Here is a 23,200-nt window from a genome sequence, read left to right as displayed (position 1 = left end):
TCAATAATTCAACAGATGGGGATTAAAAATAGATTAACCATAATGAGTTTTCTGCAATTTTTTGTTTGGGGAGCTTGGCTTATAACAATTGCAAATTATTGGTTTGGAACAAAAAATTGGGATGGGACACAATTCGGATTGGTTTTTAGTACCATGGGAATTGCTTCCTTATTCATGCCGACGCTAACAGGAATTTTAGCAGACCGATGGGTTAATGCCGAAAAATTATATGGTGTATTGCACATCTTGTACGCAGGGGTTTTATTTTACATTCCGACGGTAACCACGCCCGAAAACTTCATTTATATTATGTTATTGGCCATGTGTTTTTACATGCCAACTATTGCATTAAGTAATTCAATTTCCTACACTTCTTTAAAATTAAGTAATAAAGATGTCGTAAAAGATTTTCCACCTATTCGAGTTTGGGGAACAATAGGGTTTATTGTAGCCATGTGGATTACCAATTTATCAGGAAGCAAGTCAACTGAATTTCAGTTTTATATCGCTGGAATCGGTGCTTTAATTTTAGGAATCTACTCTTTTACATTACCCAAATGTAAACCACAACGATTAACCAAAGAAAATGCAACACTAACTGAAACCTTAGGTTTAGAAGCATTTAAATTGTTTGGAAATTACAAAATGGCTTTGTTTTTTGTTTTTTCAATGTTTTTAGGAGGTGCTTTACAATTGACAAATGCATATGGTGACGTATTTTTAGATGAATTCAAGCACTTTCCTAAATATGCTGATTCTTTTGTAATTGAGTATTCGACTATCATAATGTCAATTTCTCAAGTTTCTGAAACCTTGTTTATATTGGCAATTCCATTTTTCTTAAAACGATTCGGAATAAAACATGTTATGCTAATTAGTATGTTGGCTTGGGTTTTGCGCTTTGGATTATTTGCATACGGAGATCCCGTTGGTGGGCTTTGGATGATCGTTTTATCGTGTATTGTGTACGGTATGGCATTTGATTTCTTTAATATTTCGGGTTCTTTATTTGTAGAAACCAACACGGACTCTAAAATTCGCTCGTCTGCACAAGGATTATTTATGATGATGACCAATGGAGTAGGTGCAATTTTAGGAAGTTTTACTTCTGGTTGGGCGATCGATCGTTTTTTTACAAAATCATTTTCGAATACCACTGAATTAGCAAGATTTTTAGAAACGGAATCTACCAATTCTAAAATGGTAGCATTTATAAAAAGTCAAGGAAATACTATTTCTGCCGACGGTATTTTTAGTAAAGAAATCTTAATGAAAGATTGGCATACTATCTGGTTGTCTTTTGCAGCTTACGCTTTGGTTATTGCTATAGCGTTTGCAATTTTATTTAAACATGAACACGACCCTAAAGAGATTGAAAATTTAAGTCACTGATTGCTACCTATAAATTATAAACCGATCCTTTATGTGTCGGTTTTTTTTTGCTTGTAAATACAAATTATTACTAGTCTTTAGTCCCGTTAGAGCCAATATCCTTGAAACGTAGCTCAAAGAAAAAGTTTAAAGCGAACTGGTATTAAAAGATAAAACGCTGATCTACTGCTCCTAATTAGCTTTCTTATACCAATAAAACATAAAAATGTAATTAATTGTTGATTTACAGACTATTAACATTGTGTAAATGTTTTGTAGTTTCATGAAAATGAATTACTTTTGCAGTCCTTTTAGCGGATAGCGTTTCTATTAGGAATCAACAATTTATGTAAACAACTTCTGTATTTTTCTGCCGCATTAAGAAACACGAGAGAAAACAGAATACAAATTTTTTATCAGCATGTCTGAACAAGTAAAATCACAAGAAGAGTTTTTAGCAAATTTTAACTGGCACAATTTCGAAGAAGGAATTGATGCTGTAGATGCACAAAACTTAAAAGAGTTTGAAGAATTAGTATCAAAAACATTCATCGCTACTGATCAAGAAGAAGTAGTAGATGGTACTGTTATTAGAATTACTGATAGAGACGTTATCGTTGATATCAATGCTAAATCTGAAGGTGTTATTTCTCTAAACGAATTCCGTTACAACCCAAATTTAAAAGTTGGTGATACTGTTGAAGTATTAATTGACATCCGTGAGGATAAAACAGGTCAATTAGTATTATCTCACAGAAAAGCACGTACTATTAAGTCTTGGGATAGAGTTATTGCTGCAAACGAAACAGGAGAAATCGTTAATGGTTTTGTAAAATGCAGAACTAAAGGTGGTATGATCGTTGACGTTTTCGGTATTGAAGCTTTCTTACCAGGTTCTCAAATTGACGTTAAGCCAATTAGAGACTACGATGTTTATGTGAACAAAATGATGGAATTTAAAGTGGTAAAAATTAACCACGAATTCAAAAACGTTGTTGTATCTCACAAAGCGCTTATCGAAGCTGATATTGAAGTACAGAAAAAAGAAATCATTGGTCAATTACAAAAAGGACAAGTATTAGAAGGTGTTGTTAAAAACATTACTTCTTATGGTGTCTTTATTGATTTAGGTGGTGTTGATGGATTGATTCACATTACTGACCTTTCTTGGTCAAGAATTAACCACCCATCTGAAGTTCTTGAATTAGACCAAAAATTAAACGTTGTAATTCTTGATTTCGATGACGAAAAAACAAGAATTCAATTAGGATTGAAACAATTAAACGCTCACCCATGGGATGCTTTAGATGCTAACTTAGCTGTTGGAGATAAAGTTAAAGGTAAAGTAGTTGTAATCGCTGATTACGGTGCATTTATCGAAGTTGCTGAAGGTGTTGAAGGTTTAATTCACGTTTCAGAAATGTCATGGTCAACTCATTTACGTTCTGCTCAAGATTTCGTAAAAGTAGGTGATATTGTTGAAGCTCAAATTTTAACATTAGACAGAGACGATCGTAAGATGTCATTAGGTATCAAACAATTATCTCAAGATCCATGGACAGATATTACAACTAAATATCCAGTAGGTTCTAAACATTCTGGTATCGTTAGAAACTTTACAAACTTTGGTATTTTCGTAGAATTAGAAGAAGGAATTGATGGATTAATCTACATTTCTGACCTTTCTTGGACTAAGAAAATCAAACACCCATCTGAATTTGTAAATGTTGGTGAAAAATTAGATGTAGTTGTATTAGAATTAGATGTTGACGGACGTAAATTATCTTTGGGTCATAAACAAACTACTCCTAATCCTTGGGATCAATACGAAGATTCTTTCGCTGTAGGAACTATCCACAACGGTGAAATTTCTGAAATTGTTGACAAAGGAGCTACTGTAGAATTCGGTGATGATATCGTTGCATTCATTCCTACTCGTCACCTTGAAAAAGAAGACGGAAAGAAATTGAAAAAAGGTGAAGCTGCTGATTTCAAAGTAATCGAATTCAATAAAGAATTCAAAAGAGTAGTTGCATCTCACACTGCTATCTTCCGTGAAGAAGAAGAAAAAAATGTGAAAAGTGCATCTGACAATAATTCATCTAACTCATCTTCAAACGCACCAGCTGCGACTTTAGGAGATAGCAATGATGTATTAGCTGCATTGAAAGCTAAAATGGAAAAAACTGAGAAAAAATAATTCTCCAGTTTATCTAAATAATAAAGCCTCGCAAATTGCGAGGCTTTTTTTATGTGCTTTTTTTAATAAACTTGATGCAAAAGAAAATCGAAGGATGAATCTGGGCTATGGACTATATTTTTAGAAGAATTCTTTAGTGTAAAACAATGAGTGAAGTCTGTAAAATCATATTCTTAGGCTACAAACAACAAATAATTAAAAATGCTAGGTTCAACCATAATAGAGACACCAAAAGCTTTTGATTTAATTGTAGGATATGATGACAACAAGAAAGTTTACTTGCAGCGCAACTCTTTTAATTATAGCGTAAAAAAAACGTTGGTTAATACCAACGTTTTTTATTTTGTTTACTAGCACTTGACTTTCTAGATTTGTGAGCGCCATCGCTTCTATTTGAGTTGGCCGCTTTTGGTGCTTCCTCTGGACTACCAGAATGCCACGGAAAAGGATGATCGTTTATGGTCTGAACATCCACTTTTATTAACTTTTGAATGTCTTTCCAATATTGGTGCTCGTCTTTGCCACAAAATGAAATCGCAATTCCACCATTTCCAGCACGACCAGTACGACCAATTCGGTGTACATACGTTTCTGGAATATTAGGCAAGTCAAAATTGATCACAAATGGTAATTGATCAATGTCAATACCACGTGCCGCAATATCAGTTGCAACCAAAACACCCACTTCTTTATTTTTAAACGCTTCTAGAACACGTTGTCTTGCATTTTGAGATTTATCTCCGTGAATCGCTTCAGCAGCGATATCTTTTTTGCGAAGCGCTTTGACGACATTATCTGCACCATGTTTAGTTCTTGAAAAAACTAAAATATTCGATAAATTTTCATTTTTTATTAAATGATATAGTAAGTTTCTTTTTTCACCTTTTTCAACAAAATAAACGCGTTGCTCTACATTCTCTGCTGTAGAGGAAACGGGAGAAACTGTAACTGTTGCAGGATCTTGTAAGAACATCTCGGCTAATTCGCGAATAGCAACAGGCATAGTTGCAGAGAACAATAAGGTTTGTCTATTTTTAGGCGTTAATTTGACGATTTTTTTAACGTCATTAATAAAACCCATGTCCAGCATTTGATCAGCTTCATCTAAAACTAACGTATGTAGATGATCCAAATCAATAAAACCTTGTTTGTGTAAATCTAATAACCGACCAGGTGTGGCCACTAAAACATCAACACCTTTCTTTAAAGTATCTACTTGCGGATTTTGAGATACACCTCCAAAAATGGTTAATTGGGTTAAATTGGTATACTTGCCGTAGGTGTCAAAATTTTGTCCAATTTGAACGGCCAGCTCACGTGTTGGAGTTACAATTAGCGCACGAATTACTTTTGGTTTTTTAGTAGAACCAACAATTCTATGCAATTGGTGAATAATAGGAATAGCAAATGCAGCAGTTTTTCCTGTTCCTGTTTGTGCGCAACCAATTAAATCTCGGCCCGACAAAACAATCGGAATTGATTGTTCTTGAATAGGAGTAGGGTTTAAATAGCCTTCTTCAAAAACGGCCTTCTGTATACTTTTTGATAATGATAAATCTTCGAATAACATATATTTCTAATTAAAATACTTCTAATTCAAATCGAGAAGTACGGCTGCAAAGATAGTGTTATTATTTTTTATGCAGTTGCAATCAATTATATGTTTATAGGTGTGTTGTTTTAATAAAATCAGTAACGAGATAACCAATAAGCTTTCCTATCAAATGGTTGTTTTTTTCTTCCCCTAAATCTGGTGCTCCTTCGCAAATATGCAAATAGGTAGCATTTTTATGTTTTCCAAAGTACGAAATAAATTGACGCAATTCTTCGATAGAAAATCCGCTCAAAGTCATGGCACTACTGGCGATGTTAGGAAGCGCATCTAAATCAACTTCAATTCCAAAAGCATCTGTTTTAACAAAGTCAAGTGCGTGTTGCATCTCACTTTCAAATTCTTTTTCTTTTCTAATTTTTATAGCGTCGTAGGTATTAAATCGAACCCGATCTTCTTTCTTTTTTATAATATCAAGCACGCTTTTAGAAGTATAGTTTTCGTGCAGACCGAAAATAAAGTATTTTTTAAGAAAGCCTTCTTCATATGCATAAGAGAAACCATTGCCACTGTGACGTCCCTCCAGTATTCTGAAATCAGAGTGAGCATCAAAATTAATTGCATTAATAGGTTTTCCTTTTGCTAAAGCACATCCCTTTATGTTTCCGTACGAATTGTTGTGTCCACCGCCAATTACAATTGGTGTTTTACCTGCTTTAACAATATTAAAAACAATATTAGAAACGTCTTTATCGATTTTTGCGACCAATTGACTTAATTTCAAACGGTCATCAATGTCTTTGAAATCTAGATTTTGAACTTCCAGCATTTCTTCTTTGACGTTCAGTTGCCCCAAAACAGCAATTTGATTTCCTTTGCAAAAACGATTGTGCTGAATATTAGCAATACTTTTTACGGCACTTTCCCAAGCTGATGCCGCTCCTGGTCGACCGAAATTTGCGCGAACACCAATATCTTCGGGAATACCAAAAAGTATATATTGCGCCTCACAATTTGTAAGAAAATCAAGCAAATCAGCACCTCTAGGAACGGTTAACATCTTTTCGCCAAACTTTATCTCACCGCTTCTGTGGTCGGTTATTTTAGCTAAATCACTGATTGTAAAAGGTATAAGTTTTTCCATGTAAAAAAGTATTAGTCAAAAATACTATAAATGTGTTAACTTACGTTATTACCTCATATTAATTATTAAATTTGTTAAAAAATTATATTTCAGTATGGAAAATCAACAAAAAAATTCAAGTCTAAAAGCGATTATTGCTGTTTTAGCCGTATTATTAGTAGGCGCTTTAGTTTACATTTTTAAAATGACCTCTGATACAGAAGTTGTTAAAACAGAACTAACTTCAAGTATGACAGAGAAAGAATCTGTTATGAAGGATTTGCAAGAATTAAAAACAACGTACGATGCAGCAATTGCAGAAAATACTTCAATGTCTGATGAATTAATTCAAGAGAGAGACAAAGTTGTAAATTTGATGGACGAATTGAATAGATCAAAAGGAGATGTGTCAAAATACCGTAAACAAGCAAGTTCTCTTCAATCTAAAATGAATACTTTAATTGCAGAAAATGACGAGTTAAAAAAACAAAACGGAGTCTTAACTGTGCAGCGTGATAGTACCGTAACTGTTTTAGGCGAATCAAAAAAATACAATGAAGTATTAGTTGGTCAAAATGAAGAGTTATCAAAAACAGTTGAAAAAGCTTCAAAACTTACAATTTTAAACACTAAAACTTCTGCTTATAAAATGAGAAGTTCTGGTAAACAAATCGAAACTGACAAAGCAAGTAGAGCAAACGTATTAAAAGTAAGCTTTACAATTGCCGAAAATCAAGTAGCAAAATCAGGAGACAAGACATATTACGTACAAGTAATCGACAGCAAAAATAATGTTTTAGGAGACAAAAAAACAGAAACTTTTGGAGAAAATACCTTGACTTATAGCTTTACTACAAAAGTAAAATATGAGAACAAAACAGTAAATGTATCTGAAGATCTACCTGGAAAAGACTTTGCAAAAGGATCGTACTTTATCAATATTTTTGATAACGATCAGTTAGTTTCTAAAACCAGTTTTACATTGAGATAATTCAGAATTAGTTTTAAACTAATTACTATTAAAAAATGAGGCTTCAAGGCCTCATTTTTTTTTTTACTATAAATTCCCTATCTATTGAATATTCAGTCTTGATTTTAACTTTAAGAAAAGTAAAGCTATTTTATAAGCATCTTCAGAGGAAGAGTTTCGATCGCTTTTAGGAATTTTATAAATTTCGCACAGTTCATTTAAAGAAAACTGTTTGTCATTGATGTCATTCAACTTTCGATACATTACATCAATATCTAAAGCTTCATTCTTAAGTTTACCGCATTCCTGTCTTTCTAATGCAGCATTGATCATTTCCACATCAAAATTAACATGATGGCCCACTAAAACTCCATTACCAATATAATCGATCAATAATTGAATCGCTTCGGCCTCTGCCAGTTTTTTCATTTTGCTTTCTACAATAAACTCATTCGAAAGCCCATTATCATGCAAATATTTATATTGTAAAATAACAGCTTCAAAACTGTCATTAATCATAATAGCATTGTTAACTATGGCAAAAGAGCCTAAAGAGAGAATTACGTCTCTTGTCGGACTTAAGCCAGAAGTTTCGGTAGAAATCACAACAAATCGATCCGATTTATTTTCGAATTTAGACATGTACTCTTTCCAGAATTCAGGATGTTCTTTATTGATATTTTTAAGCCAATCAAACATATTATGAAAATTGAGTCAATTGAAATTTACTTTTAATTAATTCTTCTAATTCGCGCATGGGAGCGAGTGCATTTTTTAGTTTTTCTCGGTCTATTTTTGATAATTCTTGGATATTAATGAACTGACCAGAATCATCATTTTTAATGCCTTCCAAAGTTCGATATTTCGAAAGGGTTAGGAAAGCTTCTGCACAATTTAAATAAATATCGGCATTTTTTATATCTGTTATTGCCAATTGTTTAAATCTCAAATACGTATTGTTTATTCCTTTAATTTCATTACTCAAAATTAAGAGACGGGCACCATCGATTAACGGCATTAGCGCTCTAGTTTTAATATCAAATTTCTCTTTATTTTCTCCTTCTTCTTCTAAAATAAATTTCTTAAAAAAGCTCAATGGAGAGTTTTTCTTCAACGCATCATTCCCTAAGAAATCAAAAAACAAAGTATTGTTTAAAGCATTTTTATATATAATATTTTCTAGTGCTTCTTGTATTTTAGGTTCTCCAAAAACAATTTGATAATCAAAGAAAATACTACTTAAATCATTACTACTTTCACCTGGAGTATTCATCCAACTGTTGTATTGTTTTGTCCAGTCTGTCAATGACTTACACCATAGCATATTACTCCCCATATGACCATTAGGACAATATTCGTACCCCACTTTTTCTAAAATCCCTGTGGTTTTTTTAGCAAGGTTTAAAAAGTAATCTTTAACATCTCTGTACTTATCTGCAGCAACATCTTCAAATATAAGTATGCTATCTTGATCGGTCAATAATAATTGTTCTTTTCGTCCTTGACTTCCAATACTCAGCCACGCAAAACGGGCAGGAGGGGAGCCTAAATCTAAAATTGACAATTCGACCGCACGTCTGATTATTGCTAAATTAATTTCGTTTGCAATATTAGTTATGTGCGAAAGTGGAATATTCTTTTGAATCGAATTCTGAATTAAATCAGATAATCGATCTCTTATTTGTTTTAAATCTTTAGCAACTTGAGAACGTTTTATTTCTTTAATTAAAACTCCAGGATTACTCGCTTGAGCCGCAATTAAATCATGTTCTGAAATAACACCTTTCACAACCGATTTATTTGTACCATCTTTAGTTACACACAAATGCGTTACATCATGTTTTATCATTAGCAATTGTGCTTCTGCTAACGAAACATTTTCAATAACTGTTACAACCGGCGAAGACATAATGTTTGTAACAGCTGCAGTTATAGGAATGCGACCCGTTGCTATTTTGGTAGCCATATCGGCTTCCGTAACAATACCGATCGGAAAACCAGCATCATCGCACAACAACACATTATTCACAATAGATTCAACCATTAAGAAAGCAGCATCTTTTACCGAGATCGTACTTGCTGCCGTTATTGGCGCTGTGTTGTACGTTAAATTTTGTATGTACTGCATTTCTGACTGAGGATCAGTATAGAATGCATTATCTGGTGTCGTTTTATTTTTGTAGTTATTGTCTCTAGTATGGCGGGTATTGGCTGCGAAATTTTCTAAAAGAAAGTTTAATACGTCAGAATTATTAGCAACAAACGGCCTAAAAACCGCAATTGGAATCGCGTACAGAATAGATTCTTCACGAGCTTTTGCAGTCATTGTGTAATTGTTTTTGGCAAAAAACGGACGTAAACCAAAAATATCTCCCACATGACACTTATTTAATAATGTCTCTTCAGCATCTGCAATGACCGATAAATTAATGGTACCACTAGCTACCACATAAAAACAATCATGCAGTTCATCATTGTTTTTAAATAACATAGCATTCTTTTCTAAATTCATCACGCGAATGCTTAAAGCAATCTGTGACAATTCTTGAAAAGTCAAATTATCGAATGGTGCGTGTTCCTTTAAAAAGTCAGCAATGTGCTCTGCAATTGTATTCATCTGTAGTCGCGGGAATATAAAAATTTTGAATGTAAAAATAACAAATAAAAGGCTTAGAAACTAGGTGGATAAGTAGAATAACTTTTTTTTTTAAGATAGCTGTAGAACATAAAGTAATTTTTAAAATATCTGGTCTTACTCTGTTGTATAAAAGCAATCATTATCCATGACATAACAGCAGAATTAGAATAAGTTTTGTTAGTGTATCTCAATAAAGATAATTACTATTTTTAATAGAATAAGACAATTACAATAAATCCTATTTTACATAATATAAATTATAGTTCAAATTATATGTTAATAAATTCTAGCACTTCAATCTTATATAAACGAAAAAACACCTTTTTAAAAGGTGTTTTTAAGTAAAAGCTTATATTGTTAGTTCATATAAACAGCTTTCCCGTCTATAAGTAGTTCTACTTTATCTGTTTTTTCAGAAAATTGAGTTCGAACATATTTACCATTAAAGATTCTGATATCTCCCCAAACTTTACCTGCATCAGCAGTCTCATATTCATAAAGCATTTTTTTACTTCCAGGTTCAATACCGAGTTTATAGCTTGAAAATTTCGTACCTCTCAAATCAAACTCTTGCTTTGAATCAATAACACTGCCATCTGCATAATAATTAGTTACTGAATTGCTTACTGTGATGTCTGGATAAAATGAATTTACTTTTTGTATAAAATCCGCTTGCTGTGGACTCACATTTTCTATCTTGTTCTGAATTTTCTGGGCATACGTAAATGACGTAATTAAGAGTAATACTATAATTTTTTTCATAATTTCTAATTTTATTAATGTTGATTGTGTTAAATACAGTTATTGTATTATTTTAAAAATCAAATGCTAATACTCTAAGGTAGTAAATATTTACCTTTGCGTCGCATTAATTACATTATTTTACAATGACAAAAAGCAAATATTATAAGCTTATTCTTATTTTGGGTTCATTAACGGCTTTGGGTCCGTTTTCTATCGACATGTATTTACCCGGTTTCGAAGGAATAGCGACTGATCTGAATACAACTGTTGCCAAAGTGGCCATGAGTTTATCTAGTTATTTTATCGGTATCTCTGCAGGGCAATTATTATATGGCCCTTTACTAGATCGCTTCGGGCGAAAAAAGCCACTGTTCATTGGCTTAATGGTTTATATTTTAGCTTCGTTAGGCTGTGTTTACGTTACCAACATTGATACTTTTATAGGATTACGATTTATACAAGCCATTGGTAGTTGTGCTGCTACAGTTGCATCTGTAGCTATGGTTCGCGATTTATTTCCTGTGAAGGACATACCAAAAGTATTTTCTATGTTGATGTTGGTAGTTGGTTTATCGCCAATGCTGGCGCCAACTATAGGTGGATATATCACTGCTGATTACGGCTGGCATACTGTATTCTTCATTTTGATGTGCATGGGAATTGTAATTTTACTTGCCGCTCAATTTGGTTTACCCAATACTTCGGTTCCAGACACTACAATGTCGCTAAAACCAAAACCAATTCTTCGTAATTTCAAAGAAGTACTTCAAGAACCTCAATTTTACACCTATGCTTTGACGGGTGCTATGGCTTTTTCTGGACTGTTTACATATGTTGCCGCCTCTCCTATTGTTTTTATGAAAATTTTTGAAGTTGGTCCAAAAGTGTACGGATGGATCTTTGCCTTCATGTCTTTAAGTTTCATTGGCTCTAGTCAACTAAACTCATTATTATTACGAAAATATTCGAGTCAACAATTGATTTTTGGTGCATTATTCTGTCAATCAATTGTAAGTATTGTGTTTTTGATAGTGGCCTTAAATGGTTGGTTAGGAATGTATGAGACAATAGGTATGTTATTTCTATTTTTGGCATGTTTGGGAATTTCAAATCCCAATACTGCAGGTTTAACTATGGCTCCATTTACCAAAAATGCAGGAAGTGCCTCAGCTTTAATGGGAGCAATTCAGTTAGGCTTAGGAGCTTTAGCCTCTTTTTTTGTTGGCCTATTTGTGATCAATTCAATTGTTCCAATGGTTGCAATCATGGTTGTTAGCACGTTACTAGCTTTTCTTATTTTAAATATTGGCAGAAAAAATATAATAGAGATTCACTAATTAGATTTTAACTTTAAACAAAAAAGCTGATTCCTAACAGAATCAGCTTTTTTTGTTTTGAGCTATGCTAAACCAAGTTAGGTTATATTATTTTTTTTGTCTGGACGAATAATCATTCGAAGTGATTGATCTTTAGCAAAATAAGCGACGGTCCAATTGTAAAAAGTCTGGAACCGATTTCTATAGGTAATCAAAGAGAATAAATGCACAAATAGCCAGATGAACCAAGCAAAAAAGCCTTTAAAGTGCCATTCTGGTTTAGGTAAATCAACTACAGCTTTGTTTTTACCAATAATAGCCATCGATCCTTTGTCTTTATATTCAAAAGGACGTAATTCTTTGTTTTGTTTAGCTGCTTTAAAGTTTTTTGCTAAATTTAAAGCTTGCTGAATCGCGACTTGAGCAACTTGCGGATGTCCCCCAGGAAATTTTGGATCACCTTCTAAAATAGCGGTATCTCCAATCGCATAAACATTTTCCATTCCGTTAACCTTACTATAGGCATCGGTTGCTAATCGTCGGCCACGACCATAACTTTCGGTTGGAATTCCAGCAAAAACTTTAGCAGAAACTCCCGCTGCCCATATTAAATTTTTGGTTACAATTGTTTCGCCATCAGCAAAATGGACGGTATTGTCAATATAATCAGTTACTCGTGCATTCAATTTCACAATAACTCCCATTTTCTGCAAGGCTTCTAGAGTATCTTCTTGTGAGGCTTTGCTCATTGGCGATAATAAGGCATCGCCACCATCTACCAAATATATATTACTAGCACTAGTGGCTAATTCTGGATATTCTTTAATTAGAATACTTTTACGCATTTCGGCAAACATTCCAGAAACTTCAACTCCTGTTGGTCCACCACCGGCCACAACAATTGTCAAATATTCTCTTCTTTTACGAATGTCTTTGCAAATAGCAGCTTTTTCCAGATTTTTCAGCAAGGTATTACGCATCACAATTGCATCGCTCAACGTTTTCATTGGGATAGCGTTCTTTTTTACGTTTTCCATTCCGAAATAATTTGTTTCTGCTCCAGTTGCAAAAACCAATTTATCATAATTTAACTCACCATTGTTGAGAATAATTTTATTTTCGGCAGGAACAACTTCTACTAATTCGCCTAATCGAAATTGTAAGTTTTTCTTTCCTGCAAAAAATTTTCTAAAAGGATAACTAATACTTGAAGGTTCTAGAAACGCAGTTCCTACCTGATAAATTAGCGGCGGAAAGAAGTTATAATTGTTTTTATCTACCAGTATAACTTCTATATCTTTTTGATTGAGCAGTTCTTTCGCTAGATTTATTCCAGCAAATCCTCCTCCTATGATAACTATTTTCATATAAGTTTTATATTAATTTATGTTATGCGAATCAAACGTAATGCGCCTATATAAACATCCAACTTAGCACATAATAAGAATTAGTTCTAAGTTGGATGTTTGATTCGTATGAATTATAAATTTACAAATTATATTGTCAATATAGAAATTTACTATTTCTTTTTAAGTTTTTTAATTGGCTTTTCTGCCACCTCTGTTTTGTTTTGAAGAACATAATTAGCCAGCACTTTTTCTATCAATTCTTCTTTGGTTAAATGATGAAAAACAGTTTTTACTTTATTTTTAAGATCTGCAGCAATTTCGTGATTTGGTTTTGTTTTGAAGATTTGTTTTGCCCACAAAAGTGTGTTGTTTTCTTCTAAGCTAATCGCTGAAGGTTTTTTGAATTCAGAAAAACTAATGCCCAACTCTTTCTCAAACTCAGCAATCTCGGGTACTTCTTCTGGCTGTAAAACAGTCAAGGCTAATCCGCTTGCTCCTGCTCTAGCCGTTCTACCACTTCTATGTACATAGTTTTCGTATGTGTCGGGAAGATGGTAATTGACTACGAAAGAAAGTCCAGAAACATCAATACCACGAGCAGCAAGGTCAGTTGCAACTAACAAATTGATGTGACTTTCTCTAAATTGATCCATAATTCGATCTCTAATTCCTTGCGACAAACTACCGTGCAAGGCACCAGAAGAAAAACGGTTTATTGCTAAATTTTTAGCTAACTTATTAACGGCTGCTTTTGTTTTACAAAAGATGATTCCCCTCTCGCCTTCTCTCGAATTTAAAAAATGCATCAAAACATCGAGCTTCTCAATTGGATCAACTACAATATATTGGTGTTCAATTTCTTGATTACCAACCGTTTCCATATTAGAAGCGATCTGAATCACGTTTTTATGCAAGTAGTTCTGAATTAATTGTTTGATTGTTCCTGGCAGTGTTGCCGAAAACAAATAAGTGCGATGCGTTTTAGGCAATTCGGCGATAATCTCGTCTAAGCTTTCTTTTAGGATCGAAACCATTTCGTCGGCTTCATCTAAAACTAAAAATTGTGTTTGTGATAAATCAATTGCTTTGCGCTGCAATAAATCAATTAAACGGCCTGGAGTAGCCACTACAATATGTGTAGGTGCTTTGAGCAATTCGATTTGAGGTTTTATAGGTGTTCCACCACAGATTGCTGCAATAGAAATTTTAGTTTGGTATTTCGAAAAAGATTCTAAATTAGCAAAAATCTGTTGTCCTAATTCTCTCGTTGGCACTAATATAACAGCCTGAACCTGTTCTTGCTCTGTGCTTACAAGTTGCAACAAGGGCAGTGCGAAAGCGGCTGTTTTTCCTGTTCCTGTTTTAGCTAAACCAACAACATCGGTTTCATTTTTAAGAAGTAACGGAATTATCTGCTGCTGAATTTCGGTTGGAGAAACAATGTCCAATTCGGTTAAGGCTTTGAGAATCGGTGCTGTAATTCCTAATTTTTTAAAATCTTCTGACATTGTTTGTTTTTTTGAATTTATTCGAGTGTAAAGGTACGCTGTAAAACTTAAAATCCCACAAGTTTGCTGCGCACTTGTGGGATTTTGCATAAGATAAATGTGTTATGAATGCTGAATTTTTTAGCCCCGATGAAAGCGGCATCCTTTTTTGGGCGGGGTTCGCCCGAAAAAGATACAGTGTACAGCGGGAATAGCTCCTAACAAAAATTAATCTTCGTCAGGCTCATTCATTATTTTTTCACGGTATTTTTTACCTATTAATAAGACCATTTTTAGTTTATAATCGTCGACCAACCATTCGCGGTAATTTTTACTGCATTGGCTTAAACACTTAGAGTAGCGCTTGATGCGGCAGTCGATATCGTCATCTAATTCGCGACCTAATGATTTTGCTTCTTGCAATGTTTCGGTATTATCAACGCACATCGCTGCGTGTTGTTCCAGCGATTTTTCTAATACGACCTTCGAGCGTTCATTTTGCGCTATCGCTAATTTATGCTCTTCATCTACATCAAAATTAACTTCGGCTGTTTTACTAAATTTAGCCCTTAATTCTGGTGGCATCGTATATTTGAAAAACAATTCAATTTCGGTGTCATCGCGCAAATTCTCTAAGTAAAACTCTGGTGATTTAAAAATATGCTGCCAATTGACCGCATCACTCCACAGTCCAAAACGAGCTGCATTGTTACCTAAATCGATTACATTAAAATCGCTTTTACCTGGTAATTTTCGAGAACCACGACCAATCATCTGAAAATATAAAGTCAAGGACTTGGTAGCACGATTAAGGATAATTGTATCTACAGTTGGTTCATCAAAACCAGTAGTTAAAATTCCGACTGAGGTTAAAATGGCATCTGGTGTTTTTTTGAACCATTGCAATATATCCTTACGCTCTTCGGTACCGCAAGTGTTGTCTAAGTGACGAATCTCGTAGCCTGCTTCGCGAAAAGTTTCGTAGACGTATAAGGAAGTATGAATACCATTATTAAAAATCAAAGTCTTTTTGCCCAAAGATTTCTCGGTATAGGCATGCAATAATTTTTCCTGCATCACCGAATTGGTATATAAATCGTCTGAAGATTTTACCGTATAATCACCGTTGATTCCGACCTTCAAGGAGGTCAAACCAACATCGTAACTGTAGGTCGTTGCTTTTGCTAAGAATCCTTTACCAATAAGCGATGCAATCGTGTCTCCTACGATTAGTTCATCATAACTTTGGTGCATGGGTAACTTGATATTAGAACTTAGTGGTGTCGCTGTAACGCCTAATATGAAAGCATTTTTAAAAGAATTTAATAATTTTCGGAAGGAATTGTAATGCGCCTCATCAATAATTACTAATCCAATATTGTCTAAGTGTAATTTTTCGTCGTTGATACGATTTTTAAGCGTTTCGACCATTGCCACAAAACATGAATAATCGTTTTGGTCTGGCAATTCTTTTACCTTACTATTAATAATTTTGTTTTTGACACCAAAGCCCTTCAGCATTTTTGAAGTCTGTTTACAAAGCTCGATACGGTGTGTTAACACTACTACTTTTTTGTCATTATGCGATAAATAACGACGAACGATTTCAGAAAAAACTACTGTTTTTCCACCTCCTGTGGGCAACTGATACAGCAAGTGATATTTCTCTGGAGTACCGTCTAATCGTTCAAAAATGGCATCAATATCTTTTTGCTGATAGGCATAAAGTTCTTTCCGTTCTTCCTTTTCTACTTCTAAAATATTTTGAGACATGCTTTTTATTGGTTTTTGCAAAAATACACCTAAAAAACAGTTATTCCTTGTGATTTTGCTTAAATTAAATCAAATAAATCCTAAAGATTGAATTATCTTACCGTTTTTATAAAGTGATTTTCTCTAAAATAGCTTCAAAATCAGACCTGTTCTTCCATTTTCTTCTTTTTGCTTCCTCAGCAATGGCGGTAATTCGCTCATTAAACTCTTCAAAAATTCCGTTTGAAATACTAAAAGTGACTGCCTGTTCGAAAGAATTGAACATGCTCTTGTAAAAAAGTTCCTGCTTTATCAAGTTTCCAGCGGCATACGTTTGTGCGATTTCAATATTATAAAGCATAACATCTGCAATTACGAACGGATCAACTCCCAAAACAATAAAATGTTTTACGATTTTTTGAGCCACAGATCGGCGCATCTTCGCTTTGCCTCTTCGAGTTACTTTTACAGGAAAATATTCGTTCGAAATTTTAATTTTTGCTTCGTGCAAAAGTGTTTCTTCTTTTGGATTAAAAACAAAGTCGTAGAATACTTTTACGGGCGCAAATTTTTCATACAATTCAATTATTTGATCTTGTAATTGCTCTTGCGAAAGCTCGGTTAAATATTTTTTTAAATCGCGTTTACTCATAATCAATAGGTAAAAGTACAAAAGTAATTTGTTTGAGTTTAGATACCTAGAAAACCAAAGAGAATACCTAATTTTACGCTTTATTTTTAAACAACATTCAAATGCTTAAGATTTTTAAGATTACCGCGATTTTAGAGGGGATTTCCTATTTAGTTTTGTTCGCAAACATGCTTTTTATAAAACCAACAAATTTAGAATTGTATAAAACTTTACTATATCCAATTGGAATGAGTCACGGTGTTTTATTTATTGCCTACGTATTATTAGCTGTTTTACTTAAAAGAAGTCAAAAATGGAGTATTCCGGTTTTTGGATTTATCTTATTAGCTTCTTTACTTCCTTTCGCTACTTTTTATATTGAACAGAAATACTTAAAAAACGCTTAGTTTGTTAGAAAAATTATTTAATATATTATACCCTATTTTACGTGATTTAGGCATGAGCAGGATTTCTGCGTCGTACTTAAGCTTAGTCGTAAATATCGTGGTTTTAATAATAATGGCGTTCGGTATTTACTACATCGCACGACTTTTTTTGGTGACTTTAATGGCCGTTTTTGCACAACGCACCAAAACCAAGTTCGATGATTTTTTGATTTCAAACAAAACAGCAAAATACACGGCGTATCTTATTCCTGCATTTTTTATTTATGCGGCAGTTCCTATAATTTTAGACAAATATGATTATTGGCAATTAACCTTTGAGAAAATATTTGGTATTTACATCATTTTCTTAATGTTGTGGATAATTCGTACCGTTTTTAATTCGCTTAAAGATTACCTAAAAAACAAACCAGAATACAGCGACAAACCAATCGATAGCTTTATTCAAGTCATTATGATTGTGCTTTGGATATTTGGAGTTACAGTAATGATTTCCAAGTTGTTCGGAATCAAACAAACTGAACTGCTTACTATTCTAGGAACCTTGTCGGCAATTATTATCTTGATTTTTAGAGATACGATTTTAGGATTTGTTTCCAGTGTGCAAGTTTCTATAAATGATATGGTTCGTATTGGCGACTGGATTACTATGGACAAGTTTGGCGCCGATGGTGATGTGATCGAGATTAACCTAACTACTGTAAAAGTGCAGAATTTTGACAAAACCATTACTACTATTCCAACTTACGCATTAAGTTCTGAGTCTTTTCAGAACTGGCGTGGGATGTTAAAGGGTGATGGAAGACGAATTAAGCGTCATGTGTTGATAAAAAGCAGTACGATTCGGTTTTTAAACAATGACGATTTAGCTCGTCTGCGTTCTGTCGAGTTGATTACCGCTTATATCGATTCGAGACAAGTGGAGATTGAAAAATACAATACCAATCACAACATAAATAAAGAACTGCATGTTAATGGCCGTAACATGACCAATTTAGGATTGTTTCGCAAGTACATCTCTGTGTATATGGCCAACCAAAGCGGTTTAAACGAGAATATGGTTATGATGTGCCGTCAGTTGCAATCGACAGAATTTGGTGTTCCGTTGGAGATTTACGCTTTTTCTAAAGACAAACGTTGGGCAAACTACGAGTATATTATGTCTGATCTTTTTGATCATATATTTGCGGCAGTTCCGTTATTTGATTTAGAGATTTTCGAAATGCCATCTAAATTACAAATTACCGATAATAACAGGTAATAAACTTTTAAATAAATAAAATTTCCACAAATTAATAGCAATTGCAACGTGTTAGTTTGTGGATTTTTTTATGAATACTAATTTTACAAGTAAAGCACGTTGAATGTTTCTGTAAAACTGAGAGTTTATTTTTTATAATAGACTGCTACTGTCATTAATTTTTTTTAATTTTAAAGAAAAACAATGGCCAATAGAGATTCATTTTTAAAAGAATTTAGAGGAGAAGTTTTAGGAACCACTAGTTCACAGTCATCTCCAGATGAAGTTTTTCAAAACCAAGTACTTCGGCCGATTCTAAAACTTCAGAACGATTTACTTATTTCAGTTTTTGTATATTATGTACAAAAAAACAAAGTTGATTTCTTTACTTTTTCGGTAGATAAAAAGTTACATGCGATTGAAAATTCCATTCAGAAGGATATTAAATTTCGAAACACATTAAAAGGAATAGTAATCGGACTTTTTTCATTAGAAGAATACCAAAACTACATTCAAAATTCGTCTAGTTTAAATAAACGAATGATGACATTAATTATTGAGAGATTGCGAAGTCAAGTACAATTGCTAGAAATTCAACCGAATTAAAAAGTTTTCTTAAAGACCCAAACGACTACCAAATTATATTTATCTTTGTTTGTGATCAGCATTTCTTATGCTTTTCAACTTTTTAAAATTAATATGTAAAGTATGCAAAACATTCCTAGTGTAGACTTACGTGATTTCCTTTCGGACGACCCGGAACGTAAACAAAAATTTGTAAATGAAATCGGAAATGCATTTGAAAACATAGGCTTCGTTGCCTTAAAAGGTCATTTTTTAGAAGACCAATTGGTAAACGAGCTGTATGGTGAAATTAGAAAGTTTTTTGCCTTGCCACTAGCGACTAAGCACGGCTACGAAATTCCCGAAATTGGCGGTCAAAGGGGGTACGTGTCTTTTGGAAAAGAACATGCTAAAGGCAGAAAAGAAGGGGATTTAAAAGAGTTTTGGCATTTTGGACAATATGTAGATTCAAGTTCAAAGTATGCTGCAGAATACCCAGATAATGTACAAGTAAGTGAGTTGCCTCGTTTTAATGTAGTGGGTAAACAAGCGTATCAAATGCTCGAAAAAACGGGCGTTTATGTGTTGCGCGCTTTAGCGTTGCATTTAGGTTTAGATGAATTTTATTTCGACCAATATGCGCACGAAGGAAATTCAATTTTGAGACCAATTCACTATCCTCCTATTACATCTGAGCCAGAAAATGCGATTCGAGCAGCAGCTCATGGTGATATCAATCTAATTACATTATTGATGGGGGCTCAAGGAAAAGGATTGCAAGTGCAAAACCACAACGGAGAATGGCTTGATGCAATTGCTGCAGAGGATGAATTAGTTATTAATGTGGGTGATATGTTGTCACGACACACCAATAATAAACTAAAATCCACCATTCATCAAGTAGTAAATCCGCCGAGAGAATTATGGGGAACTTCTCGTTATTCTATTCCGTTTTTTATGCACCCTGTTAGTGATATGAAACTAGATTGTTTAGCGAATTGTATAAATAGTGAAAATCCGAAAAAATTCGATGATATTACTGCAGGAGACTATTTGCACGAACGTTTGGTTGATTTAGGATTGATAAAAAAATAATAAATTACAATCAAGTTATAAATTCCAAATTCCAAGGTTGTATTACTTTGGAATTTGGAATTTAATTTTTCAAAATTTCAGATACAATGGATTTACAAGACCAATTAAAAAATTTATTTCCCGATCACCAAGCAGCTCCAGAAGAAGAAATTATTGCTGAAGTAAAAGAATTGTGGATTCAGGACGAGCCAATGATTTGCAAATTTGAAAAGAGAAAAGGAAAACCGACAACTATAATTGAAGGCTACACCGGCGATCAAGAAGACTTTAAAATATTAGCTAAAGAAATTAAAACTAAGTTAAGTGTTGGTGGAAGTTACAAAGACGAATCCATTATCATTCAAGGTGATTACCGTGATAAAATTATGGCAATTTTAAAAGAGAAAGGATTTAAAGTTAAACGTGTTGGCGGATAAAATGCGTTAGAATACAAATTAATAAGTAAATGTTTTTAATAGAAAAAAGACCTTTTAAGTAATAAACCTTCTTTTCTTTGAAAAAATTTGAATTTTGCTTCGCAGCAACGTAGTACCTTAAAAACTAAAACATGATTAAATCTTCAGAATTGATTTTAAATCCAGACGGAAGTGTCTATCACTTAAATTTACTTCCTGAAAATATAGCACACGATATTATTTTTGTAGGCGATCAAAATCGCGTAGAAAAAATTACTCAACATTTTGATTCCATTGAATTCTCAACTCAAAAAAGAGAATTTAAGACTCAAACCGGAATGTACAAAGGCAAACGAATGACGGTCATTTCAACCGGAATCGGTCCTGATAATATTGACATCGTAATCAACGAACTGGATGCTTTAGTAAATATTGATTTAAAAACGAGAAAAATAAAAAAAGAAATTACTTCTTTAAATATTATTCGAGTAGGAACTTCGGGCTCACTACATGCAGATATCCCAGTAGATAGTTTTGTAATGTCTACTTTCGGACTAGGGTTAGACAATATGCTTCGCTCCTATTTAATCGATGAAGTTTCAAATGCGGCACTCGAAGAAGCTTTTTTTATTCATACTAATTGGGACATCCGAAAAGGAAAACCATATGTAATTGCTTGTTCTAATAAATTGGAAAAAATAATAGAAAGTGATCAAATCTTTAAAGGAATTACAGCTACCGCTGGCGGATTTTACGGTCCACAAGGAAGAATTTTACGACTAAATATCCAAGATGAGAAGTTGAATAGTAAAATGGATAGTTTTGACTTTAATGAAAATAGAATTACCAATTTAGAAATGGAAACTGCTGCAATTTATGGGCTTTCGGCTTTATTAGGGCATCACGCTTTATCGCTAAATGCAATAATTGCCAACCGAGCTACAGGCGATTTTAGCGAAGATCCGTATAAGGCAGTCGATGAGCTAATAGCATATACATTAGATAAACTGGCAAATAGTTAAAAAATGACAGCTACACATAAAAAAATTATATTTAAATATTACAGCGATTACTTACAAGATACTATTACAGAAACCATGTGGGCAGAAATAATAGATTTAGAAAAAGGACATTTTAAATTAGATAATATTCCGTTTTTTGGCCCGCTCATTGCGACAGGAGATTTATTTTATGCAGAGAAAGAAGCAGATGACGATCGCTTTGTGTACAAAAAGACGATCCAAAATTCTGGAAATTCAATTGTGCAAGTCATAATTTTAGAAAAAGATTTTGATACAGAAGTTATTAGAGAAAAACTTCAAGTAGTTCAATGTGTTTCAGAAGTTTTAAATGAAATCTTTTTTGCTGTAGAAATCACTAAAGAAGTAGATTATTCTATCGTGAAAACTATATTAACAGAATTTGAAACACTTTCTATACTGCAATTTGCAGAACCTTGTCTTTCAGAAAAGCACAGAACTGATTTATTGAAAAATTAAAATTTAAAACAATTATGACAACTATAAAAATAGCAGGAGTTCCAGAACATTTTAATTTACCTTGGCAATTATGTATTGATAATGGCGAATTTGAAGCCGAAAATATTGATTTAGAATGGACTGATGTTCCTGAAGGAACGGGGAAATTATGCCAAATGCTGCGAGACGGTTCCACTGATATTGCCGTAATATTAACCGAAGGGATTATAAAAGATATTGCAGCTGGTAATCCGAGCAAAATTGTTCAGATTTATGTAAAGTCACCTTTAATTTGGGGAATTCATGTTGCATCAAAATCAAAATATCAAACCATTGAAGATGTAAAAGATAGTACGATTGCTATTTCTAGAATTGGATCTGGTTCACAATTAATGGCCTATGTAAATGCTGCCAATCAAAATTGGAACAGTGACAGTTTGAAATTCGAAATTATAAATACTATCGACGGTGCCGTCGAAGCATTGACCAATGAAACTGCAGACTATTTTATGTGGGAGCATTTTATGACAAAACCACTAGTTGACCAAGGAATTTTTAGACGAATTGGAGATTGTCCTACGCCATGGCCTAGTTTTGTCATTGCTGTTAGAGAGGAATTTTTAGAAAAAAATGCAGAAGCAGTCGCTACAATATTAGAAATCATTAACACAACTACAGAAGATTTTAAATCGATTCCGAGTATCGACAGAACCTTAGCTGAAACATTTGGTCAAAAATTAGAAGATATTCAAGCTTGGCTGAAACTAACAGAATGGTCGCAAGAAAATTTTAGTGAAACCAAATTTAACACACTTCAAAACCAACTTCTAGAACTACGTATTATTAATAAAAAAAGTACTTTTGCTGAAATTATTAAAGCACTGTAAATTT

General features: G+C 33.5%; 21 protein-coding genes. 12 read left to right on the top strand and 9 right to left on the bottom strand.

Annotated elements, in window-relative coordinates; translation table 11 throughout:
- The first annotated feature begins 15 nt into the window (after positions 1-15).
- Together ACRASX_RS13255 and rpsA are read left to right on the top strand one after the other, a co-directional pair.
- A complete protein-coding gene (locus tag ACRASX_RS13255; RefSeq protein WP_432221562.1) occupies positions 16-1,392 on the top strand; it encodes a nucleoside permease in 1,377 nt (458 codons plus the stop codon).
- A gap of 400 nt (positions 1,393-1,792) precedes the next feature.
- Positions 1,793-3,571, top strand: coding sequence for a 30S ribosomal protein S1 (gene rpsA / locus ACRASX_RS13250; protein ID WP_066309190.1), 1,779 nt, complete (start codon positions 1,793-1,795; stop codon positions 3,569-3,571).
- 322 nt (positions 3,572-3,893) lie between these two features.
- Here the strand turns inward: rpsA and ACRASX_RS13245 are convergent, their stop codons facing one another.
- The gene (locus ACRASX_RS13245) at positions 3,894-5,141 is read right to left on the bottom strand and encodes a DEAD/DEAH box helicase (protein ID WP_432221561.1); all 1,248 of its coding nucleotides are present in this window, start codon (positions 5,139-5,141) and stop codon (positions 3,894-3,896) included.
- 94 nt (positions 5,142-5,235) lie between these two features.
- Positions 5,236-6,267, bottom strand: coding sequence for a formimidoylglutamase (locus ACRASX_RS13240; protein ID WP_066309197.1), 1,032 nt, complete (start codon positions 6,265-6,267; stop codon positions 5,236-5,238).
- Positions 6,268-6,361: 94 nt separating this feature from the next.
- On the opposite strand from ACRASX_RS13240, the gene ACRASX_RS13235 reads away from it, so the two are divergent.
- Entirely contained in the window at positions 6,362-7,237 is an 876-nt protein-coding gene (locus tag ACRASX_RS13235) for a hypothetical protein (RefSeq protein ID WP_432221560.1), read from the top strand.
- Between the two features lie 81 nt (positions 7,238-7,318).
- Here ACRASX_RS13235 and ACRASX_RS13230 read toward each other — a convergent pair whose 3' ends face one another.
- From ACRASX_RS13230 to ACRASX_RS13220, 3 genes are all read right to left on the bottom strand, one after another.
- The gene (locus ACRASX_RS13230) at positions 7,319-7,915 is read right to left on the bottom strand and encodes a 3'-5' exonuclease (protein ID WP_066309201.1); all 597 of its coding nucleotides are present in this window, start codon (positions 7,913-7,915) and stop codon (positions 7,319-7,321) included.
- Between the two features lies 1 nt (position 7,916).
- Complete coding sequence (locus tag ACRASX_RS13225) at positions 7,917-9,833, bottom strand: DUF294 nucleotidyltransferase-like domain-containing protein (RefSeq protein WP_432221559.1); 1,917 nt, start codon at positions 9,831-9,833, stop codon at positions 7,917-7,919.
- Between the two features lie 378 nt (positions 9,834-10,211).
- Positions 10,212-10,616, bottom strand: coding sequence for a hypothetical protein (locus tag ACRASX_RS13220; protein WP_432221558.1), 405 nt, complete (start codon positions 10,614-10,616; stop codon positions 10,212-10,214).
- 125 nt (positions 10,617-10,741) lie between these two features.
- On the opposite strand from ACRASX_RS13220, the gene ACRASX_RS13215 reads away from it, so the two are divergent.
- Positions 10,742-11,935 carry a multidrug effflux MFS transporter gene (locus ACRASX_RS13215; protein ID WP_066309207.1) on the top strand — a complete coding sequence of 398 codons (1,194 nt, stop codon included), beginning with the start codon at positions 10,742-10,744 and terminating at the stop codon, positions 11,933-11,935.
- Positions 11,936-12,012: 77 nt separating this feature from the next.
- Here the strand turns inward: ACRASX_RS13215 and ACRASX_RS13210 are convergent, their stop codons facing one another.
- The 4 genes from ACRASX_RS13210 to ACRASX_RS13195 form a co-directional block, all read right to left on the bottom strand.
- On the bottom strand, positions 12,013-13,281 hold the full coding sequence (locus ACRASX_RS13210; protein ID WP_066309212.1) for an NAD(P)/FAD-dependent oxidoreductase: 1,269 nt from the start codon (positions 13,279-13,281) through the stop codon (positions 12,013-12,015).
- Positions 13,282-13,433: 152 nt separating this feature from the next.
- On the bottom strand, positions 13,434-14,771 hold the full coding sequence (locus tag ACRASX_RS13205) for a DEAD/DEAH box helicase (protein ID WP_432221557.1): 1,338 nt from the start codon (positions 14,769-14,771) through the stop codon (positions 13,434-13,436).
- A gap of 207 nt (positions 14,772-14,978) precedes the next feature.
- Positions 14,979-16,523 carry a DEAD/DEAH box helicase gene (locus ACRASX_RS13200; protein WP_066309214.1) on the bottom strand — a complete coding sequence of 515 codons (1,545 nt, stop codon included), beginning with the start codon at positions 16,521-16,523 and terminating at the stop codon, positions 14,979-14,981.
- 106 nt (positions 16,524-16,629) lie between these two features.
- Positions 16,630-17,154 (bottom strand): DUF6155 family protein, encoded by a 525-nt coding sequence (locus ACRASX_RS13195; protein ID WP_432221556.1) that lies wholly within the window; start codon positions 17,152-17,154, stop codon positions 16,630-16,632.
- A gap of 101 nt (positions 17,155-17,255) precedes the next feature.
- On the opposite strand from ACRASX_RS13195, the gene ACRASX_RS13190 reads away from it, so the two are divergent.
- The 8 genes from ACRASX_RS13190 (at position 17,256) to ACRASX_RS13155 (ending at position 23,196) form a co-directional block, all read left to right on the top strand.
- On the top strand, positions 17,256-17,540 hold the full coding sequence (locus tag ACRASX_RS13190; protein ID WP_066309220.1) for a DUF3817 domain-containing protein: 285 nt from the start codon (positions 17,256-17,258) through the stop codon (positions 17,538-17,540).
- Positions 17,541-17,592: 52 nt separating this feature from the next.
- Positions 17,593-18,798 carry a mechanosensitive ion channel family protein gene (locus tag ACRASX_RS13185; protein WP_066309592.1) on the top strand — a complete coding sequence of 402 codons (1,206 nt, stop codon included), beginning with the start codon at positions 17,593-17,595 and terminating at the stop codon, positions 18,796-18,798.
- Between the two features lie 183 nt (positions 18,799-18,981).
- Entirely contained in the window at positions 18,982-19,383 is a 402-nt protein-coding gene (locus ACRASX_RS13180) for a glyoxalase (protein ID WP_066309222.1), read from the top strand.
- A gap of 102 nt (positions 19,384-19,485) precedes the next feature.
- Positions 19,486-20,436 carry an isopenicillin N synthase family dioxygenase gene (locus ACRASX_RS13175; protein ID WP_066309225.1) on the top strand — a complete coding sequence of 317 codons (951 nt, stop codon included), beginning with the start codon at positions 19,486-19,488 and terminating at the stop codon, positions 20,434-20,436.
- A gap of 86 nt (positions 20,437-20,522) precedes the next feature.
- Entirely contained in the window at positions 20,523-20,852 is a 330-nt protein-coding gene (locus tag ACRASX_RS13170; protein WP_432221555.1) for a translation initiation factor, read from the top strand.
- A 131-nt stretch (positions 20,853-20,983) separates the two neighbouring features.
- Positions 20,984-21,853 carry a nucleoside phosphorylase gene (locus ACRASX_RS13165; RefSeq protein ID WP_432221554.1) on the top strand — a complete coding sequence of 290 codons (870 nt, stop codon included), beginning with the start codon at positions 20,984-20,986 and terminating at the stop codon, positions 21,851-21,853.
- 3 nt (positions 21,854-21,856) lie between these two features.
- Positions 21,857-22,330 carry a DUF4265 domain-containing protein gene (locus ACRASX_RS13160; protein WP_432221553.1) on the top strand — a complete coding sequence of 158 codons (474 nt, stop codon included), beginning with the start codon at positions 21,857-21,859 and terminating at the stop codon, positions 22,328-22,330.
- Positions 22,331-22,344: 14 nt separating this feature from the next.
- Positions 22,345-23,196 carry a substrate-binding domain-containing protein gene (locus ACRASX_RS13155; RefSeq protein ID WP_432221552.1) on the top strand — a complete coding sequence of 284 codons (852 nt, stop codon included), beginning with the start codon at positions 22,345-22,347 and terminating at the stop codon, positions 23,194-23,196.
- Positions 23,197-23,200 lie beyond the last annotated feature (4 nt).

The organism is Flavobacterium sp. TMP13 (assembly GCF_050847115.1).
Taxonomy (GTDB): Bacteria; Bacteroidota; Bacteroidia; order Flavobacteriales; family Flavobacteriaceae; genus Flavobacterium.
The sequence above is the reverse complement of the archived record's forward strand: the minus strand, read 5'-3'. Positions and strand labels throughout refer to the sequence as shown.

What these genes read in the sequence shown, in the direction of transcription:
- ACRASX_RS13255 (WP_432221562.1), top strand. Translation starts at nt 16, where the DNA reads ATGGGGATTAAAAATAGATTAACCATAATGAGTTTTCTGCAATTTTTT.
- rpsA (WP_066309190.1), top strand. Translation starts at nt 1,793, where the DNA reads ATGTCTGAACAAGTAAAATCACAAGAAGAGTTTTTAGCAAATTTTAAC.
- ACRASX_RS13245 (WP_432221561.1), bottom strand. Translation starts at nt 5,141, where the DNA reads ATGTTATTCGAAGATTTATCATTATCAAAAAGTATACAGAAGGCCGTT.
- ACRASX_RS13240 (WP_066309197.1), bottom strand. Translation starts at nt 6,267, where the DNA reads ATGGAAAAACTTATACCTTTTACAATCAGTGATTTAGCTAAAATAACC.
- ACRASX_RS13235 (WP_432221560.1), top strand. Translation starts at nt 6,362, where the DNA reads ATGGAAAATCAACAAAAAAATTCAAGTCTAAAAGCGATTATTGCTGTT.
- ACRASX_RS13230 (WP_066309201.1), bottom strand. Translation starts at nt 7,915, where the DNA reads ATGTTTGATTGGCTTAAAAATATCAATAAAGAACATCCTGAATTCTGG.
- ACRASX_RS13225 (WP_432221559.1), bottom strand. Translation starts at nt 9,833, where the DNA reads ATGAATACAATTGCAGAGCACATTGCTGACTTTTTAAAGGAACACGCA.
- ACRASX_RS13220 (WP_432221558.1), bottom strand. Translation starts at nt 10,616, where the DNA reads ATGAAAAAAATTATAGTATTACTCTTAATTACGTCATTTACGTATGCC.
- ACRASX_RS13215 (WP_066309207.1), top strand. Translation starts at nt 10,742, where the DNA reads ATGACAAAAAGCAAATATTATAAGCTTATTCTTATTTTGGGTTCATTA.
- ACRASX_RS13210 (WP_066309212.1), bottom strand. Translation starts at nt 13,281, where the DNA reads ATGAAAATAGTTATCATAGGAGGAGGATTTGCTGGAATAAATCTAGCG.
- ACRASX_RS13205 (WP_432221557.1), bottom strand. Translation starts at nt 14,771, where the DNA reads ATGTCAGAAGATTTTAAAAAATTAGGAATTACAGCACCGATTCTCAAA.
- ACRASX_RS13200 (WP_066309214.1), bottom strand. Translation starts at nt 16,523, where the DNA reads ATGTCTCAAAATATTTTAGAAGTAGAAAAGGAAGAACGGAAAGAACTT.
- ACRASX_RS13195 (WP_432221556.1), bottom strand. Translation starts at nt 17,154, where the DNA reads ATGAGTAAACGCGATTTAAAAAAATATTTAACCGAGCTTTCGCAAGAG.
- ACRASX_RS13190 (WP_066309220.1), top strand. Translation starts at nt 17,256, where the DNA reads ATGCTTAAGATTTTTAAGATTACCGCGATTTTAGAGGGGATTTCCTAT.
- ACRASX_RS13185 (WP_066309592.1), top strand. Translation starts at nt 17,593, where the DNA reads ATGAGCAGGATTTCTGCGTCGTACTTAAGCTTAGTCGTAAATATCGTG.
- ACRASX_RS13180 (WP_066309222.1), top strand. Translation starts at nt 18,982, where the DNA reads ATGGCCAATAGAGATTCATTTTTAAAAGAATTTAGAGGAGAAGTTTTA.
- ACRASX_RS13175 (WP_066309225.1), top strand. Translation starts at nt 19,486, where the DNA reads ATGCAAAACATTCCTAGTGTAGACTTACGTGATTTCCTTTCGGACGAC.
- ACRASX_RS13170 (WP_432221555.1), top strand. Translation starts at nt 20,523, where the DNA reads ATGGATTTACAAGACCAATTAAAAAATTTATTTCCCGATCACCAAGCA.
- ACRASX_RS13165 (WP_432221554.1), top strand. Translation starts at nt 20,984, where the DNA reads ATGATTAAATCTTCAGAATTGATTTTAAATCCAGACGGAAGTGTCTAT.
- ACRASX_RS13160 (WP_432221553.1), top strand. Translation starts at nt 21,857, where the DNA reads ATGACAGCTACACATAAAAAAATTATATTTAAATATTACAGCGATTAC.
- ACRASX_RS13155 (WP_432221552.1), top strand. Translation starts at nt 22,345, where the DNA reads ATGACAACTATAAAAATAGCAGGAGTTCCAGAACATTTTAATTTACCT.